Source organism: Modestobacter italicus (genome assembly GCF_000306785.1).
In the GTDB taxonomy this organism is placed as follows: Bacteria; Actinomycetota; Actinomycetes; order Mycobacteriales; family Geodermatophilaceae; genus Modestobacter; species Modestobacter italicus.
In genome coordinates, this window is the sequence record NC_017955.1 from 2,628,835 (window position 1) to 2,645,624 (window position 16,790).

The following is a 16,790-nucleotide window of genomic DNA, read 5'->3' on the forward strand; positions in this document are numbered from 1 at the left end:
TGGCTCCCTCCGCTGGAGTCCCCGCCGGGGCCTCCGTGGTGCACTGCTGTGCCCGTCTGGTGCTCGTCCCGCGTGCCCCCACCTGCGGCCTGCGGAGCTGCCGGACGGGGTACCCGCTGTGCCGCCACGGTACGCCAGCGATCAGCCGCCGAGGACCTCGCGCAGGCGGGCCTCCAGCAGGGCCGCGTGCAGCTGGGCGGAGAGCCCCGCGAGCTCGGTCAGCTGCTCGGCGGCGCGGCTGCGGGCGTCGTCGGAGCGGGCGCGCAGCGTCGGGGTGACCAGCTGCTCGAGCAGTGCGGCCTCCCGCTCGGCGGCGGTGCGGTGCAGCCGCAGGTGCCGGGGCTCGATGCCGTGCCGGGCGAGCCCGGCCGCGGCCCGCGCGACCGGCAGGTCGCTGGGCCGGTGCCGGCCGTGCGCGTCCGGGGCGACCAGGCCGAACTCGACGCAGTCGGCCAGCTGCTGCTCGGTCAGCCCGGCCGCCTCGGCGAACTCGGCGGCCGGCAGCGGCGTCGTGGGCAGCGGCTGGTCGGTGCTGGCCGGCCCGGGCGGCGGGTCACCGCGGTCGAGGGCGTCCAGCTGCTCCTTGATCACCCGCAGCGGCAGGTACTGGTCGCGCTGGGCGGCCAGCACGTACCGGAGCCGGGTGACGTCGGCCGTGGAGAACTTCCGGTACCCCGAGGGGGTGCGCTGGGGGTGCACCAGCTCCTCGGACTCCAGGTACCGGATCTTGCTGATGGTCACGTCCGGGAAGTCCCCGCGCAGCGCGGCGAGGACCTCCCCGATCGTCAACCGGGGTGCCGTGGTGTCGGTGTCCCGGTCCGCGCTCCCGCCGGGCTGGGGCACCGAGGTCACGACGCCCGCGCGCCCGGGGCTCCGGTGACCGGGTCGGTCATGCCCCGGCCGGCTCGCCCGTCCGCGGCCCGGTCAGGTACACCAGGCGGAACTTGCCGATCTGCACCTCGTCGCCCCCGGCGAGGGAGGCGACGTCGACCGGCTCGCGGTTGACGTAGGTGCCGTTCAGGCTGCCGACGTCGTGCACGGTGAAGCCGCCGCCCTCGCGGTGGAACTCCACGTGCCGCCGGCTGACGGTGACGTCGTCGAGGAAGATGTCGCTGTCGGGGTGCCGGCCGGCGGTGGTGACCTCCTGGTCGAGCAGGAAGCGGCTGCCGGCGTTGGGGCCGCGCTTGACCACCAGCAGCGCCGAACCCGCGGGCAGCGACTCGACGGCCCCGGCGTGGGCGTCGGCGGTCGACTCGGCGATCTCGGCCTGCTCACCGGAGTCCTCGCCACCGACCTTGGGGATGATGCTGGTCGACTCGCCGACCCGCTCGGGGCTCAGAGCCGAACCGCACTGGGCGCAGAATCGGCTGCCCTCGGGGTTCTGGTGGCCACAACGAGTGCAGAGCACGTCGGTCTCCTCCGGTGCAGGTGGCACCGCCGCGGGCCTGGGATGGGCCGCGGTCGGCCGGCGGGCGACGGGCCGGTCGGCCCGTCGCAGGTCGGCCGCCGCAGGATCGCGGTCGGGCCGGGGGTCATGGAACCGTGCGGCCGACCCGGGGGTCAACCGCACGTACAGCGTGAGGGTCGGGCCCCGCATCGGTCACGGGACCGGCCGTCCCGGTGATGATAGTGATCGTGTGCCGGGGCGCGGGGACGCCGGGGGTACGACCGCCGGACGTCGGCCGCACCGCCCCGGCGCGGAGCTCAGGAGGCGCTGACCACGGCCTCGTAGGCCGCGGCGTCCAGCAGCTCCGCGGTGGGGTCGCCACCCTCCCCGGGCACGGTGACCTCGACCAGCCAGCCGGCGCCGTACGGGTCGCTGTTCACCGTCTCGGGGGCGTCGGTGAGCGCCTCGTTGACCGCCGACACGACACCGGTGACCGGCGAGTAGACGTCGGACACCGACTTGGTCGACTCGACCTCGCCGATGGCGGTGCCCGGCGCCACGTCGGCGCCGACCTCGGGCAGCTGCACGAAGACGATGTCGCCCAGCGCGTCCTGGGCGTGGTCGGTGATCCCGACCCGGACCACCGTCCCGTCACCCCCGCTGCCCTGGACCAGCGCCCACTCGTGCTGGTCGGTGTAACGGCGGTCGTCGGGCGTGGCCATGCGGCGTCTCCAGGGGTTGTCGAGGGTGCGGTGCTGGTGCGTGTCCGGCCCCCGTTCAGGGGCCCGCCACGAGCGTGCGAGTGGTGGGGGGAACGGGGGTCCTCTCAGTCGGGATCAGCGTATTGAGGCGCGTCCAGGGGTCGCAACGCGTCCACCACGACCCGGTCGGACTGCACGATGTCGACGCTGCCGCCCCGGCCGCCGACGGTGGAGACGACGCCGCCGGGGATGCTCATCGCCGTCGCCATGTCCTGCGAGGAGCCGATGACCTGGAAGACGTAGGGCGCCTCGATCTGCTGCCCGTCGATCGCCAGGTTCCCGGGGGTGCCGGTGACGGCACTGCTGACCCCGATCCGCACCTGGTCGACCTGCATGGTCTCCGCGCCGGCGCCGCGCAGCTCCTGGATGGCGTTGAGCAGCACCGAGGAGGTGATCCCGGTGGCCGGGTCGCGGATGGTCATCGTCATCCCCTCCCCCTGGGCGGCGACCGAGCCGTTCAGGATCGACAGCGCCTCCGCCCGGTCACGGGCCTCCTGCAGCGCGGCGGCGGAGTCGCTGTCGGAGCTGCCCAGCTGGTCCAGCGCGGAGCGCTGGTCGGCGATCTCCTGGCGCAGCCGGTCCTGCTGGGCGGTGAGGTCGTCGAGGATCCGGACCAGGTCCTCCTCGCGGGCCCCGGCGTACTGGGTGTCGGTGTCGGTGCTGCGCACCTGGACGGCGAAGGCGAAGCCGAGCAGCAGGGTGAGCACCCCGATGAGCGCGGCGGCGAGCGGGTCGCGGCGCCCGCGCCGGGCGGCGGCCGGCGGGCCGTCGGCCGGAGCCGCGTCCTCGGCGGGCGCCGGGTCCTCGGCGGGAGCAGGGCCCTCGGCGGGAGCAGGGCCCTCGGCCGGGACGTCGGCCGCGTCGGGCGGGACGTCGTCCGGGGCGCGGTCCTGCTCGGGGTGGTCGCCGCTCATGCCCGGAACAGGTGCCGGCGGATCGCCGCCGCGTTGCCGAAGATGCGGATGCCGAGCACGACGACCACGGCGGTGGACAGCTGGGCGCCCACGCCCAGCTGGTCGCCGAGGAACACGATGAGCCCGGCGACGACGACGTTGGAGACGAAGGAGACGACGAAGACCTTCGCGTCGAAGATCCGGTCGAAGCGGGCCCGGACGCCGCCGAAGACGGCGTCCAGCGCGGCCACGACGGCGATCGGCAGGTACGGCTGCAGCCACAGCGGCACGCTGGGGTCCAGCAGGAGCCCGAGGACCACGCCGACCGCGAGTCCGAGGATCGGGATCACGGGTCAGCCTCCGTCGGTGGTGCGGTCAGGGGCGACCAGGTCGCTGCCGGGACCGGCGCCGGGCGCGGTGCCGGGCGCGGTGGTCGGGTCGGCGCCCGGGTCGGTGGCCGGGTCCAGCGGGGTGGCCCAGCGGAGCTCGGCGTTGGTCCCGGCCGGCAGCGCCAGGTCGTCGTCGCGGGCGAACTCGAAGACCAGACCGTAGTCGCGGCTCAACCCGGCCACCACGGAGGCCTCCGGGGTGGACAGGAAGGCGTTGCTGAGGTCCTGCGGGTCGCCGATCGCGGAGATCTCGTACGGGGTGTTCACCGGGTGCAGGTCGACGAGGATGGCCTTGCCGGCCTGCCGGATGGCGGTGGTCGCCCCGATCCGCTGGCCGTTGATGCTGATCGCCTCGGCGCCGGAGGCCCACAGCGCGTTGACCACCAGCTGCAGGTCGCCGTCCTGCACGATGCCGGCCCCGGCGACCTCCCCGGAGCCACCGACCGGGTCGGTGTCGGCGGCGGGCGGGGCGTTGTCCATCGTCACCCGCAGGCCCGGACCCGAGACGGCCACGACGGCGGCCGCCTGCCCGGCCGCGGCGAGCTGCTCCAGCGCCCGCTGGCCGACCACGCTGGCCTCCAGGGCCTGCTGCCGGGTGCGGGTGACCTGGGCGGTGAGCTCCTCCAACTGGGCGGCGAGGTCGTCGGCGGTGTCGGACTGCTCGCCGATGTCGTCGCGCAGCGCCTGCCGGGCCTGGTCGCGGCCCTGCGCGCCAGCGGCTGCCTCGCCGTAGGTGATCGAGGCGAGCAGGCCGGCGATCAGCAGGGTGAGCGCGACCAGCAGCTGGCCGCGGCGCTGCCGCAGCCACCCGGGCGGTGCCCCGCCGCCGTCGGACCCGGCGGCGCGGGCCGTGCGCGCGGCGGCGGCCTGCGCGTAGGCCGGGTAGAGGGTCTCGGAGAGGACCTGGTCCAGCAGCGAGGCGCCCAGCGACCGCGGCTTCCCGGGGGCGGGGGCCGGCGCGCTCACCGGGTCGCTCCGGCCCGCCGGTCCCCGGTGAGCAGGCCCACCGCCTGCACGACGTAGAGGACGCCGGCGAGCACGTACAGCGCCGCACCCCAGACGGTGAGCGCGTAGGCGATCGGCTGGGCGACCGCGGCCACCGGGTTGTCCCCGTCGGCCAGCAGCAGCAGCGGGAAGGCGTACAGCAGCAGGAAGGTCGCGGCCTTGCCGAGGTAGTGCACCTGCAGCGGCGGCCAGCCGGCCCGGCGGAGCAGCAGCAGGGTGAGGCCGAGCACCAGCTCCCGGCCGAGCAGGACGAGCACCACCCACAGCGGCACGACCTCGCGGATGGCCAGCGCGACCAGCGTGGCGACGATGTAGAGGCGGTCGGCCGCCGGGTCGAGCAGCGCGCCCAGCCTGCTGGACTGGCCCAGCGCCCGGGCGAGCTTGCCGTCGGCCCAGTCGGTGAACCCGGAGACCGCCAGCACGACGATCGCCCACCCGTCGGCGTGCGGGCCCAGCAGCAGCCACAGGAACAGCGGGACGCCCAGCAGCCGCAGCACCGACAGCAGGTTGGGCAGCGTGAGCACCCGGTCGCTGAGCTGGTCGCGGTCCAGCACCCGGGGGGTACGGGTGCCCGCGGGGACGTCGGTCGCCCGGTCGTCCGCCGTCGTCATCGCCGCCTCACCTCGCCGTCCACCGCAGGTCAGGTTAGTGCCCGGCACCGACGATGCCCGCCGCGACCGGCCCGACGCCCCGGAGCGGGCGCCGGGCCCGCCGGTCAGCCGGGGGCCCGGCCCCGGGCGGAAGGTGGCGAGCGCGGTCGCGAGCATCTCGTAGTAGCCGACCAGCCAGACCAGCGCGGCCAGGCCCGGGGTGCCCAGCACGCCGGAGGCCTGCGCGAAGAGCGGGTCGTCGAGGGTGTGCCGGGCGAGCAGCGCCCGCACGACCTGCAGCCCCACCTCCTCGGCCGGGGTGAGCCCGGCCGGCGGCCGGCCGTCCAGCAGGTCCTGCAGCTGGGCGGGCCGGGCACCGGCCTCCAGCGCGGCCGCCTCGTGCGCGGTCCACTCGAACTCCGAGCGGACCGCCGCGGCCACGGTGAGCACGGCCAGCTCGCGCAGCCGGGCCGGCAGGTCCTCGTCGAACCGCAGCGCCGCGCCCACCGACTGCACGGCGGTGCCGATCCGCGGGGAGAGCAGCATCAGCCCGAACGGGCCGAGCAGCCGGCCGTCGTCGTCGACGAGCGGCACCCGGGCCTGCGCCCGGCGGGGGCCGTCGGCGATCAGCGACCACAGCGCCCGGCGCTCGTCGTCCAGCTCCCCGGGGCGGGGCGAGGAGCTGCGCGGCGGCCCGGGCTGCTGCGGCCGGCCGGTCAGCCCGGGCTCAGGTGGCACGGGCGGTCCGGGCGAGGTGCTGCCAGGTGTCCACGACGGTGTCCGGGTTCAGCGACATCGACTCGATCCCCTGGGCCACCAGCCACTCCGCGAGGTCGGGGTGGTCGCTGGGGCCCTGCCCGCAGATGCCGACGTACTTCCCGCGCTCCAGGCAGGCCCGGATGGCCATCTCCAGCACCGCGAGGACGGCGGGGTTGCGCTCGTCGAAGCTGCCGGCGACCAGGCTGGAGTCGCGGTCCAGGCCGAGCACCAGCTGGGTCATGTCGTTGGAGCCGATCGAGAACCCGTCGACGTGCTCCAGGAAGTCCCCGGCCAGCAGCGCGTTGGAGGGCAGCTCGCACATCATGACCACCGACAGGTCGTTCTCCCCGCGGCGCAGCCCGTGCTCGCCGAGCAGCCGCACCACGCCCTCGATCTCGGCCACGGTCCGGACGAACGGGATCATGATCTTGACGTTGGTCAGGCCCATCTCGTCCCGGACGTACCGCAGCGCCTCGCACTCCATGGCGAAGCACTCGGCGAAGTCCGCCGACAGGTACCGGGAGGCCCCGCGGTAGCCCAGCATCGGGTTCTCCTCGTGCGGCTCGTAGGCCTCGCCGCCGAGGAGGTTGGCGTACTCGTTGGACTTGAAGTCGCTCATCCGGACGATCACCGGCTCCGGCGCGAAGGCCGCGGCGATCATCGAGACGCCCTCGGCGACCCGCTGGACGAAGAAGTCCCGCGCCGAGGGGTAGGCGACGATCCGCTCCTCGATCTGCGCCTTGAGCGGCGCCTCGAGGGTGTCCAGCTCCAGCAGGGCGCGGGGGTGGATGCCGATCTGCCGGTTGATGATGAACTCCAGCCGGGCCAGCCCGACGCCGGCGTGCGGCAGCCGGGAGAACGCGAAGGCCTGCTCCGGCGTCCCGACGTTCATCATGATCTTGGTGGGGATCTCCGGCATGGCGTCCAGCCGGGTCTCCTCCACCTCGAAGCCGACCTCACCGGCGTAGACCAGGCCGGTGTCGCCCTCCGCGCAGGAGACGGTCACCGGGTCGCCGTCGGTGAGCCGGCGGGTGGCGTCGCCGGTGCCGACGACGGCCGGGATGCCGAGCTCGCGGGCGATGATCGCCGCGTGGCAGGTACGCCCGCCGCGGTTGGTGACGATCGCCGAGGCGCGCTTCATGATCGGTTCCCAGTCCGGGTCGGTCATGTCCGCGACGAGCACGTCGCCGGCGGTGAAGCCGTCCATCTCCTCGATGTCGCTGAGCACCCGGACGGCGCCGGCGCCGATCTTCTGCCCGATCGCCCGCCCCTCGACCACGACGTCCCCGGTGCCGGTGAGCCGGTAGCGCTCGGTGGTGTTCCCGGACCGGGACTGCACGGTCTCCGGGCGGGCCTGCAGGATCTTCAGCTCCCCGGTGAGCCCGTCCTTGCCCCACTCGATGTCCATCGGCCGGCCGTAGTGCTCCTCGATCCGCACCGCCTGCCGGGCCAGCTCGGTGACCTCGTCGTCGGTGAGCGACAGCAGCCGCCGCTCGGCCGGGTCGACGTCGACGAACTCGGTGGTCCGGCCGACCTCGGCGTCGGCGGTGTAGACCATCTTGGTGGCCTTCTCCCCCACCCCGCGCTTGAGCACCGCCGGGCGCCCGGCGGCCAGCGCGGGCTTGTAGACGTAGAACTCGTCGGGGTTGACCGCCCCCTGCACCACGCCTTCGCCCAGGCCGTATGCGGAGGTGATGAACACGGCGTCCCGGAAGCCGGACTCGGTGTCCATGGTGAACATGACGCCCGACGCCCCGACGTCCGAGCGGACCATCCGCTGCACGCCGGCCGACAGCGAGACCGCCTCGTGCTCGAACCCGTGGTGCACCCGGTAGGCGATGGCCCGGTCGTTGTAGAGCGAGGCGTACACCTCCCGCACCGCCTGCAGCACCGCGTCGATGCCGCGCACGTTGAGGAAGGTCTCCTGCTGCCCCGCGAAGGAGGCGTCCGGGAGGTCCTCGGCGGTGGCGCTGGAGCGGACGGCGAAGGAGGCCTCGTCGTCGTCGCCGGCCAGCTGGGCGTAGGCGGCCCGGATGTCGGCCTCCAGGGCCGGGGGGAAGGGCTGCTCGACGACCTCGCGGCGGATCTGCCGGCCGGCCTCGGCCAGCGCCCGGACGTCGTCGGTGTCCAGGTCGCGGAGCCGGTCGTTGATCCGGGCGGCCAGCCCGGTGTCGCCGAGGAACCGCTGGTAGGCCGCTGCGGTGGTGGCGAAGCCGTCGGGGACGCTCACCCCGGCGTCGGCGAGCTGGGAGATCATCTCGCCCAGCGAGGAGTTCTTCCCGCCGACCACCTCCAGGTCGGCCAGCCCCAGCTCGGCGAACCAGCGGACGTTGTCGGCGTCGTCGGCCGGGCCGGCCGGTACCTCGGACGTGGTGTCGGTGCTCATGGGCGGGGGGTCCTTCCTCGCGGGAGGTCGTGGCCGGATGGCGGGCGCTGGCCGGACGGCCGGCGCGTGCCGGACGGGGTGCGGTCGCCGGCGCTGCGGCGCTGCCGGGCCAGGGTCTGGATCACCACGGCGGCGATCTCCTCGACGGAGGCCGCCGAGGTGTCCACCGTGGGCAGCTGGTGCCGGTCGTACATCGCGCTGGCCCGGCGGAGCTCGAACCGGCACTGGTCCTCCGAGGCGTAGCGCGAGTCGGGGCGCCGTTCCTGCCGGACGCGGCTGAGCCGGGCGACCGTGGTGGTCAGCCCGAAGCAGCGGTCGCGGAGGTCCTTCACCGGGCGGGGCAGGTCGGTGGTCTCCAGGTCCTCGTCGACGAGGGGGTAGTTGGCCACGAACAGGCCGTGCTGCAGGGCCAGGTACATCGCGGTCGGGGTCTTCCCGCAGCGGGAGGGCGCCAGCAGGACGACGTCGGCCCGGTCCAGCCCGCGGGGGCTCAGCCCGTCGTCGTGCTCGATGGCGAACTCGATCGCCGCCATCCGGCTGTTGTACCGCCGGACGTCGCCGACGCCGTGCAGCCGCCGGGCCTCGCGGAGCCCGCGCGCGCCCAGCTGCTCCTCCACCCGGTCCATGTGGATTCCGAAGAAGTCGATGATCGGGGCCTTGGTCTTCAGCAGCTCCTCGCGGACCTCGTCGACGGCGGCGGTGGTGAACACCAGCGGGGTGACCGGGCCGGCCATCACCTCGTCGAGCTGGGCGACGACCTCGCGGGCCTCGTCGACGGAGGAGATGAACGGGATCAGGGTGCGCTCGAAGTGCACGTCCGGGAACTGGATGAGCAGCGCGTTGCCCATCGTCTCGGCGCTGATGCCGGTGCTGTCGGACAGGAAGAAGACCGGGACGACGGTGTCGGCATCCGGCGGCCGCACGGCGGGAGCCGGCTCGGTCACCGCGCTCTCCGGCCAGGGGCCGGGGGTCCCACCCGCGGGACGGAACTCATCGCTGCACTCCTGAGGTCACGCGTCGTTGCATGCCGGACCAGGTGGTCGGCAGTGAGTATCACCTGTTGCCGGTCCCCGGCCAGCTGGCCGCCGACCTCCGGGGCACCCGCACACGGTCGAGCAGCCAGAGGACCCCGGCCCCGACGGCGGCGCCGAGCAGCCAGCCGACGAGGACGTCGCTGAGCCAGTGGGCCCCCAGGTAGACCATGCTCAGCCCGGTGCCGACCGTGGCGAGGACGAGCAGGACGGCGACCAGCCGCCCGGTCCGGTCGGCCGCGCGGAGGCCGAACAGGACCACCGGCGTCGCGGCCGCCGCGGTCATGGCGGCGATGGACGAGGGCATCGCCAGCCCGGAGCTGGTCACCAGCGACAGGTCCTGCGGCGGCCGGGCGCGCCCGACGAGCTCCTTGCCGACGTCGGCGAGGGCCACGGCGAGCACGGCGGCCACCAGTGCGGACACGGACACCCGCCAGGCGTGGAACACCCAGGCGAACACGACGCAGAGCGCGAACGCGGCGAGGTAGGTCAACGGGCTCATCCCGACGGTCATCAGCCCACGGGTCACCCCGTCGACCCAGCCGACGCGGTGGGCCGCGACGACCTGGAGGAGTTCCCGGTCCCAGTCCATGCGCCAGTATCGCCCGACCGGGGGCCCTCCTGACCAGGGCGACCGACCGGCTCCCCTCCGTCGGCCGGAGGAGCCGCGCAGCCGGAGGCCCCCTGCGGGCCGTTGCGATGACATCGTGGCGCCCGACCTACCGATGCAGGGGGGCGAGGATGGGTCGACCCGATGACATGCGGGACGTCTGCCTGGCCCGGGTGCCGGTCGTCACGGAGGCGGAGCTGGCCGAGCACCTCCGGGCACGGGGCCGGCGCGTCGTCGAGCACCGCAGCCGCTGGTGGCGGCAGATCGTGCCGGGCTTCTACCGGCCCGTGCACGACATGGCCCGGTTGACCGCACGGGAGGCGACCCGCCCGACGGCCGCGTGCTGGGGCTACCAGGCGTGCCTCGCCGACGACGACGCCGGCCACGCGAACGCCGCCGTCCCGGCGCACGTGATCTCCGACCTGGCCGGCTTCGACGAGGCGGCGCTGCCCAAGACCCGTCGGCACGCCCTGCGGAAGGTCCGCGAACGGGCTGAGCTGGTCGAGCTCACCGGCCCCGCCGTGCTGCACGACCAGGGCTACGAGGTCCTGCGGTCCGCGCACGAGCGGACCGGGTACGGGCGGCTGCCGAGCCGGGAGGAGTTCCTCGCCGACCTGGCCCACCTGGGTGAGCCGGCGTCCGGTGTCGTGCTCGCCGGCATCGTCGACGGCCGGCTCGGCGGCTACCTGACCGGGCACGCGGTCGACGGCACGGCCTACGCCACGAGCAGCGTGGTGGCGACCTGGGCCCTGCGGGCCAACCTGGGCACCGGCCTGCACCACGAGTTCCTGCACGCCTGCCGCCGGGCCGGCGGGATCACCGAGGTCGTCGACGGGCTGCACGCCCGGGAGGACGAGGGCCTGTGCCGACACAAGGAGCTGCTGGGGGTCCCGCTGCGCCGGCTGCCGGCCCGGCTGGTCATGGTCCCGGGGGCGACGACGGTCATCCGCCGCCGGTCGCCGGACAAGTACTACCGGTTGAGCGGCCGGGGATGAACGACCCCGGCACCGAGGTGGTCCTCCCGGGCCCGCCCGCCCCGGCTCCGGCCCGGCGGCGGGGGCCGTGAGCCTGCCGGGTCCGCCCCGCGCGGCGCACCGGCCGGCGCTGGCGTCCCTCCACGTGCCGCTGTGGTCGATCGTCCAGGCCGGGGTCCAGATGGGCGTCGCCCTGCTCTCGGCCCGGTGGCTGGGCCCCGGCGACCGCGGGACCCTCGTCCTCGCCACGACCGTGGCCAGCCTGCTGCTGCTGGTCAGCAGTGTCGGCACCGGGGCGGCCTCTCGCGTCGTCCTGGCGGAGCCGGGCCGGTGGTGGACGTGGTCGCGGTACCTCCGGTTGGCCGCGGTGCTGACCGTCCCGCACCTCGTCCTCGCCGCCACGGTCGGGGTCTACCTCGTGACCGTGCTGTCGGGGGCCGGCGCCGGGGTGCGCGTCGCCTTCGTCGTCTACGCCGTGGCCGCCCTGGGTGCCCACCTCGTCCGCGAGGGCCTGCACGGGCTGGGCAGGCACCGGACGTCCATCGTCCTCGACGTCGTGGCCGCGGCGGCCCAGCTCGCCCTGGTGGCCGCCGCCCACGCCGCCGCCGTCTACTCGGCCACCACCGCGCTCGTCATCGCCGCCGCCTGCTACACCGGGGCGCTGCTGACCGGCGCCGTCATCGGTTGGCGGGCCGATGCGCACAGCCGGACCGTCGCCCCGGCGGTGGTGACCACCCGCGAGTGGTGGCACCGGGTCGGTGAGTCGCTCGCCTTCAGCCGGTTCGCCCTGGTTGCGGCGCTCGGTCAGTACTACGTCGTCAGCGGTGACCGCCTGGTCCTCGGCGCGCTGGGCCGGTCCGACCAGGTCGGCATCTACAGCGTCGCCTCGACCCTCGCCTCCCTCGCGGTGATGGCGGCACTGGCGCTGACCGCCCCGATCACCCGGAAGACCGCCGAACGCGGCAGCCTGCAGGCCTGGGAACGGGCGCACGTCCCGGTCCTGGCCCTGACCGGGGCGGCGGCCGTGGGCGTCGCCGTCGGGGGCTGGTTCGCCATCCCGCTGCTGCTCGGGCCGGAGTTCGACCAGGCGCGCACGCTGCTCCCGGTGTTCTGCGCGGCTGCGGTGCCCTACGCCAGCTGCTCGATCGACGCGGCCGCCTCCGCCGGGCTCCGGGACCTGCGCACCGGGGCGGTGGCGGCGGTGGTGGGCAGCGTGGTCATGACGGCGCTGGCGACGGCCGGGTACGCCGCGTGGGGGACGCACGGCGTCGCCATCGCGGTGTTGGTCACCTACCTGGTGATGGCCTGCATCGCCCGGGTCCGGCTGCGGCGGGCCGCGACGGCCCTGGCCGCCCGGTGACCAGCTCCCCCCGCCCGGGCGGGGACGCGCCGGTGCGGCTGCTCTACGGCATCACCGTCGCGGGCTCGGCGGAGACGTTGCTGCGCGGCCAACTGGGCTGGTTCCGGAGCCGGGGGTGGGACGTCCACGTCGCCACGTCGCCCGGCCCGCTCCTCGACGTCGTCCGGGACCGCGAGGAGGTCGTCGTCCACCGCCTGCCGATGGAGCGGGAGATGGCCCCGGCGCACGACCTCCGGGCCCTGGCCCGGTGGACCGGTCTGCTCCGCCGGCTGCGCCCGGACGTGGTCAACGTGGGCACCCCCAAGGCCGCGCTGCTCGGCTGCCTCGCGGCCTGGCTGACCCGGGTGCCCGCCCGCGTCTACGTCATGCGCGGCCTGCGGCTCGAGGCCGCCGGGAGCCGGCCGACCCGAGTCGTGCTCTGGCTCGCCGAGCGGCTGACCATCGCGCTGGCCACCGACGTGGTGTGCGTCAGCCACAGCCTCCGTGACGAGGCCGTCGCCCGGCGGCTGTTCGGCCGGACGGACCACCCCCTGGTCCTGGGCAAGGGCAGCAGCAACGGCGTCGACCCCGACCGCTGGGACCCCGACCTGGCCGCCGTCGACCGGGAGGCCGTGCGGCAGGGGTGGCGGGTGGGACCGGCGGAGCTGGTCGTCGGTTTCGTCGGCCGGCTGACCCTGGACAAGGGCGTGGACACGCTGCTGGCTGCCGTCGCGGAACTCCCAGACCTCCCGCTCCGCCTCCTGCTCGTCGGTTCCCTGGACGATCCGCTGCTCGAGCCGGCCATCCGTGCCCTGGGGGACCGGGTGGTGCGCATCGAGGAGACCGACGACGTCGCGTCGGCCTACGCGGGGATGGACGTGCTGTGCCTGCCCACCCGGCGGGAGGGGCTGCCCAACGTGGTGCTGGAGGCCGCCCTGGCCGAGCTGCCGGCCATCACCACCACGGCCACCGGGGCGCGCGACGCCGTGGTCGACGGCGTGACAGGCTGGCTGGTCCCCCCGGGGGACGCCGGTGCCCTCAGCGCCGCGATCCGGGCCTGCGCGGCGTCGCCGGACCGTGCGCGCGAGCTCGGCCGGGCCGCCCGGGCGCGGGCCCTGGCGGACTTCGACCCGCAGACGATCTGGCGGGGCCTCGAGTCCGTCTACCTGGCCCGGCTCGAGGCAGCGCACCGTCCGCACGGACGGTGGCCCGGTCGAGGCCCCGCGGCCTAGCTGTAGTGCCCATGAGCGTTGTTGACGCTTGGTCGGGCTGATGACGTGAGGAGACCTCCGGGCGAAGGTGTGGGTGCTGACGCCTCACCGACGACCCGGAGGTCTCGTGTCTCACGCTAATGCCCGCCTGACGGTGCACGGCCGGGCGGAACTGGTCCGGCGGGTGGTCGAGCAGGGCCGCCCGGTCGCCCATGTGGTGGTCGAGCTGAACGTCTCCCGGGCCACCGGCTACAAGTGGCTCGCGCGCTGGCGGGCCGAAGGACCGGCGGGGTTGTTCGACCGGTCCAGTCGCGCCCATCGGCTGCCCCGGAAGACGCCGGCAGAGCTGGAGCAGCGGGTGCTGGCGCTGCGCGGCACCCGCAAGCTGGGCCCGGCCCGGATCGGCCCGCTGGTCGGGCTGGCGCCTTCCACGGTGCACGCGGTGCTGACCCGGCACGGCCTGCACCGGCTGGCCTGGCTGGACCGCCCGACGGGTGAGCTGGTCCGCCGTTACGAGCGCGCCCGCCCCGGCGAGCTGGTGCACGTCGATGTGAAGAAGCTCGGTGCGATCCGGGCCGGTGGCGGCTGGTGGGCCCACGGCCGCGGCTCGGCTCAGCACAACAACGCCCGGACCGAGCAGTTGGCCGGCCGGCGGGTCGGTTATGACTACGTGCACTGCGCGATCGATGACCACACCCGACTCGCCTACGCCGAGATCCATCCCGACGAGAAGGCCGTCACCTGCGCGGCGTTCCTGCACCGGGCCGCCGCCTGGTTCGCCGACCACGGCATCCCCCGGATCGAGCGGGTGATGACCGACAACGCGAAGGCCTACCGGATCAGCCATGCCTGGCGCGAGGCGCTGGCCGACCTCGGCGCGCAGCCACGGTTCACCCGCTCCTACCGCCCTCAGACCAACGGCAAGGCCGAGCGGTTCAACCGCACCCTGGCCGACGAGTGGGCCTACATCCGCCCCTTCACCAGCTCAGCCGACCGCGCCGCAGCCTTGCCCGGCTGGCTGCACACCTACAACCATCACCGCAGCCACACCGCACTCGGCGGACACCCACCGATCAGCCGCATCACCGTCAACAACGGTGCTGGGCACTACACCTAGCCGGGCGCGGGAGCGGAGGTGTCCGGTTGCAGCCGGTACACCGCCCACCGCGTGGCCCGGGCGTGCAGGACCAGTTGGGGGAACTCCGTCACCACGGCCGCGTGCACGGGGTTCAGGTACGCCAGGAAGACGGGATCCGTGCCGCCCTGCGGCACGTCGCAGACCCGGCGCAGCACGTGCCGCAGCGTCGTCGGACCGAAGGCGTTGTACACGCAGACCACCAGCGGCCCCCCGGGCAGGTCGTGGGCGGCCGCGTCGCCGTGCACGACGACCACGTCGGCGTCCTCCCCCCGCGTCGGCCGGCGCCGTGACCGCCACCTCCGGAGGTTCTCCTGGGCCTCCGCGACGAGGTGCTCGTCGAGCTCGACCCCGACGACCCGGCGATGCCCGCGCTGCGCCGCCAGGATCGCCGGGCGCCCCCGACCGGCACCCAGGTCGACGAAGGTCGACGAGCCGGGCGCGACCGGCACGGCCCGCATCATCCGCCACCACAGCAGGATGTTCGCGGGCTCGTACCCCTGCGGGTCACCGCCCACCGAGAGGTCCGCGACCCGGGACTCGTTGTGCACCCGCCCGCGGGTGCGGACGCCCGCTCGCCAGTCGAAGAGCACCTCGGCGACCAGGCTGGCAGCACGGAAGGCCTGCCGTCGCGCCGAGCGCACCGCGCGGTCGGTCACCGCGCTGACAGCCGGTGCCGCGGCGCCCGGACGGATCCGGCGGCTCACGCGGACGGGTCCTCCTCTCAGCCGGCGCGGCGCCCGAGCGCCCGGTAGGTCCAGCCGGCCGTCTCCCAGGCATCGCGGTCCAGGGCGTTGCGGCCGTCGAGCACCCGCTTCTGCTTCACCACCCTGCCGAACGCGACCGGGTCCAGCTCGCGGTACTGGGTCCACTCGGTCGACACGAGGACGGCGTCGGCCCGCTCGGCGGCCTCCTCCGGGGTGTCGGCGTAGTCCAGCTGCGGCCAGAGCCGGCGGCTGTTGTCGATCGCGGCCGGGTCGGTCACCCGGACCACCGCGCCCTGCAGCTGCAGCTGCGCGGCCACGTTGAGCGCCGGGGAGTCCCGGATGTCGTCGCTGTCGGGCTTGAAGGCTGCCCCCAGCACCGCCACCCGCTTGCCCAGCAGCGACCCGTCGCAGACCTCCCGCGCCAGCTCCACCATCCGGATCCGGCGGCGCATGTTGATGTTGTCCACCTCCCGCAGGAACGTCAGCGCCTGGTCGGCCCCCAACTCCCCCGCCCGCGCCATGAACGCCCGGATGTCCTTGGGCAGACAGCCGCCACCGAACCCCAGGCCGGCGTTGAGGAACTTGCGGCCGATCCGGTCGTCATAGCCGATGGCGTCGGCCAGCAGCTTCACGTCCGCGCCGGTGGCCTCACACAGCTCGGCCATCGCGTTGATGAAGGAGATCTTCGTGGCCAGGAACGAGTTGGCCGCCGTCTTCACCATCTCCGCGGTGGCGTAGTCGGTGACCACCTGCGGGGTGCCGGCCGCGACGATGGCCGCGTAGACCTCGTCCAACCGGGCCCGGGCGGTGTCGGCGTCGGCGCTGTTCGGCAGGCCGTAGACCAGCCGGTCCGGGTGCAGGGTGTCCTGCACGGCGAAGCCCTCGCGGAGGAACTCCGGGTTCCACGCCAGCATCGCGCCGGGCACCTTGCCCGACACGATGTCCGCCAGCCGCGCCGCCGTGCCCACCGGCACCGTGGACTTGCCCACCACCAGGTCACCGGGGTCCAGCACCTCCAGCAGCGACTCGACCGCGGCCTCCACGTAGCGCAGGTCTGCGGCGTACTCCCCCCGCTTCTGCGGCGTCCCCACGCACACGAAGTGCACGACGGCGTCCCGGGCGTCGGCGATGTCGGTGCTGAACCGCAACCGCCCGGAGGCCAGCGCGGAGGCGAGCAGCTCCTCGAACCCGGGTTCGAAGAAGGGTGCCCGGGCGGCGTTGAGCGCAGCCGTCCTGGACCTGTCGACGTCCACGCCGACGACCTCGTGACCGAGCTCGGCCATCGAGGCGGCGTGCACCGCCCCCAGATAGCCGCAGCCGACGACCGAGATCCTCATGCCACCACCCCGTCCGTGCTCGTCGCTCACCACGTCCCGGGCAGAACGTAGGGGCCCGCGGACCGCAGCGGCCCGCTCCGGCCAGCGGCCGGGCCGCCCGGCAGGCGCCTCGCGCCCGTCGTCACGCACCGAGCCCTCCCGCTCGCTGTCCGGTGACTCCCTGCACCCAGGCGCACGCGGATCGCGCCGACGGGGCGGGGCCGGCGGCGGGGCGACCGGACCGGGACCGACGGCCCCCTGGATGCCCGTCGTTGCCCCTAGGCTCCTGCGACCACA

General features: G+C 74.7%; 16 protein-coding genes. 4 read left to right on the forward strand and 12 right to left on the reverse strand.

Annotated features, from left to right (window positions below):
* Positions 1 to 141: 141 nt before the first annotated feature.
* The 10 genes from ftsR to MODMU_RS12865 form a co-directional block, all read right to left on the reverse strand.
* Entirely contained in the window at positions 142 to 852 is a 711-nt protein-coding gene (gene ftsR, locus MODMU_RS12820; protein WP_014740690.1) for a transcriptional regulator FtsR, read from the reverse strand.
* 37 nt (positions 853 to 889) lie between these two features.
* The gene (gene odhI / locus MODMU_RS12825; RefSeq protein WP_269454065.1) at positions 890 to 1,435 is read right to left on the reverse strand and encodes an oxoglutarate dehydrogenase inhibitor Odhl; all 546 of its coding nucleotides are present in this window, start codon (positions 1,433 to 1,435) and stop codon (positions 890 to 892) included.
* A gap of 269 nt (positions 1,436 to 1,704) precedes the next feature.
* Positions 1,705 to 2,109 carry a glycine cleavage system protein GcvH gene (gene gcvH / locus MODMU_RS12830; RefSeq protein WP_014740692.1) on the reverse strand — a complete coding sequence of 135 codons (405 nt, stop codon included), beginning with the start codon at positions 2,107 to 2,109 and terminating at the stop codon, positions 1,705 to 1,707.
* Between the two features lie 104 nt (positions 2,110 to 2,213).
* Positions 2,214 to 3,062 carry a DUF881 domain-containing protein gene (locus tag MODMU_RS12835; RefSeq protein WP_014740693.1) on the reverse strand — a complete coding sequence of 283 codons (849 nt, stop codon included), beginning with the start codon at positions 3,060 to 3,062 and terminating at the stop codon, positions 2,214 to 2,216.
* Positions 3,059 to 3,391: a small basic family protein gene (locus MODMU_RS12840; protein ID WP_014740694.1), complete on the reverse strand. Its 333-nt coding sequence runs from the start codon at positions 3,389 to 3,391 to the stop codon at positions 3,059 to 3,061. The genes MODMU_RS12835 and MODMU_RS12840 overlap by 4 nt, the downstream gene beginning before the upstream one ends.
* Positions 3,392 to 3,394: 3 nt before the next feature.
* Complete coding sequence (locus MODMU_RS12845; protein WP_014740695.1) at positions 3,395 to 4,396, reverse strand: DUF881 domain-containing protein; 1,002 nt, start codon at positions 4,394 to 4,396, stop codon at positions 3,395 to 3,397.
* Positions 4,393 to 5,763: a cardiolipin synthase ClsA gene (gene clsA / locus MODMU_RS27710; protein ID WP_014740696.1), complete on the reverse strand. Its 1,371-nt coding sequence runs from the start codon at positions 5,761 to 5,763 to the stop codon at positions 4,393 to 4,395. The genes MODMU_RS12845 and clsA overlap by 4 nt, the downstream gene beginning before the upstream one ends.
* The gene (gene ppsA, locus MODMU_RS12855; RefSeq protein WP_014740697.1) at positions 5,753 to 8,170 is read right to left on the reverse strand and encodes a phosphoenolpyruvate synthase; all 2,418 of its coding nucleotides are present in this window, start codon (positions 8,168 to 8,170) and stop codon (positions 5,753 to 5,755) included. The genes clsA and ppsA overlap by 11 nt, the downstream gene beginning before the upstream one ends.
* Positions 8,167 to 9,114: a pyruvate, water dikinase regulatory protein gene (locus MODMU_RS12860; RefSeq protein ID WP_014740698.1), complete on the reverse strand. Its 948-nt coding sequence runs from the start codon at positions 9,112 to 9,114 to the stop codon at positions 8,167 to 8,169. Before MODMU_RS12860 ends, ppsA begins: the two co-directional genes overlap by 4 nt.
* A 109-nt stretch (positions 9,115 to 9,223) precedes the next feature.
* Positions 9,224 to 9,793, reverse strand: a complete 570-nt coding sequence (locus tag MODMU_RS12865) for a phosphatase PAP2 family protein (protein ID WP_014740699.1) — start codon at positions 9,791 to 9,793, stop codon at positions 9,224 to 9,226.
* A gap of 149 nt (positions 9,794 to 9,942) precedes the next feature.
* Between MODMU_RS12865 and MODMU_RS12870 the strand changes: the two genes are divergently transcribed.
* From MODMU_RS12870 to MODMU_RS12885, 4 genes are all read left to right on the forward strand, one after another.
* Positions 9,943 to 10,806: a GNAT family N-acetyltransferase gene (locus MODMU_RS12870; RefSeq protein WP_014740700.1), complete on the forward strand. Its 864-nt coding sequence runs from the start codon at positions 9,943 to 9,945 to the stop codon at positions 10,804 to 10,806.
* A gap of 67 nt (positions 10,807 to 10,873) precedes the next feature.
* Positions 10,874 to 12,145 carry a lipopolysaccharide biosynthesis protein gene (locus MODMU_RS12875; protein WP_014740701.1) on the forward strand — a complete coding sequence of 424 codons (1,272 nt, stop codon included), beginning with the start codon at positions 10,874 to 10,876 and terminating at the stop codon, positions 12,143 to 12,145.
* The gene (locus tag MODMU_RS12880; protein ID WP_166503481.1) at positions 12,142 to 13,356 is read left to right on the forward strand and encodes a glycosyltransferase; all 1,215 of its coding nucleotides are present in this window, start codon (positions 12,142 to 12,144) and stop codon (positions 13,354 to 13,356) included. The genes MODMU_RS12875 and MODMU_RS12880 overlap by 4 nt, the downstream gene beginning before the upstream one ends.
* A 106-nt stretch (positions 13,357 to 13,462) precedes the next feature.
* Positions 13,463 to 14,452 carry an IS481 family transposase gene (locus tag MODMU_RS12885; RefSeq protein ID WP_041795247.1) on the forward strand — a complete coding sequence of 330 codons (990 nt, stop codon included), beginning with the start codon at positions 13,463 to 13,465 and terminating at the stop codon, positions 14,450 to 14,452.
* Here the strand turns inward: MODMU_RS12885 and MODMU_RS12890 are convergent.
* Together MODMU_RS12890 and MODMU_RS12895 are read right to left on the reverse strand one after the other, a co-directional pair.
* Positions 14,449 to 15,177 (reverse strand): class I SAM-dependent methyltransferase, encoded by a 729-nt coding sequence (locus tag MODMU_RS12890; RefSeq protein ID WP_041795250.1) that lies wholly within the window; start codon positions 15,175 to 15,177, stop codon positions 14,449 to 14,451. The genes MODMU_RS12885 and MODMU_RS12890 overlap by 4 nt on opposite strands.
* Before the next feature lie 17 nt (positions 15,178 to 15,194).
* The gene (locus MODMU_RS12895) at positions 15,195 to 16,514 is read right to left on the reverse strand and encodes a UDP-glucose dehydrogenase family protein (protein WP_014740705.1); all 1,320 of its coding nucleotides are present in this window, start codon (positions 16,512 to 16,514) and stop codon (positions 15,195 to 15,197) included.
* Positions 16,515 to 16,790: the final 276 nt, after the last annotated feature.

Bases quoted from the DNA above. Each gene is read 5' to 3' on its own strand.
- gcvH (WP_014740692.1), bottom strand. From the start codon at position 2,109: ATGGCCACGCCCGACGACCGCCGTTACACCGACCAGCACGAGTGGGCG.
- MODMU_RS12835 (WP_014740693.1), bottom strand. From the start codon at position 3,062: ATGAGCGGCGACCACCCCGAGCAGGACCGCGCCCCGGACGACGTCCCG.
- ppsA (WP_014740697.1), bottom strand. From the start codon at position 8,170: ATGAGCACCGACACCACGTCCGAGGTACCGGCCGGCCCGGCCGACGAC.
- MODMU_RS12865 (WP_014740699.1), bottom strand. From the start codon at position 9,793: ATGGACTGGGACCGGGAACTCCTCCAGGTCGTCGCGGCCCACCGCGTC.
- MODMU_RS12870 (WP_014740700.1), top strand. From the start codon at position 9,943: ATGGGTCGACCCGATGACATGCGGGACGTCTGCCTGGCCCGGGTGCCG.
- MODMU_RS12895 (WP_014740705.1), bottom strand. From the start codon at position 16,514: ATGAGGATCTCGGTCGTCGGCTGCGGCTATCTGGGGGCGGTGCACGCC.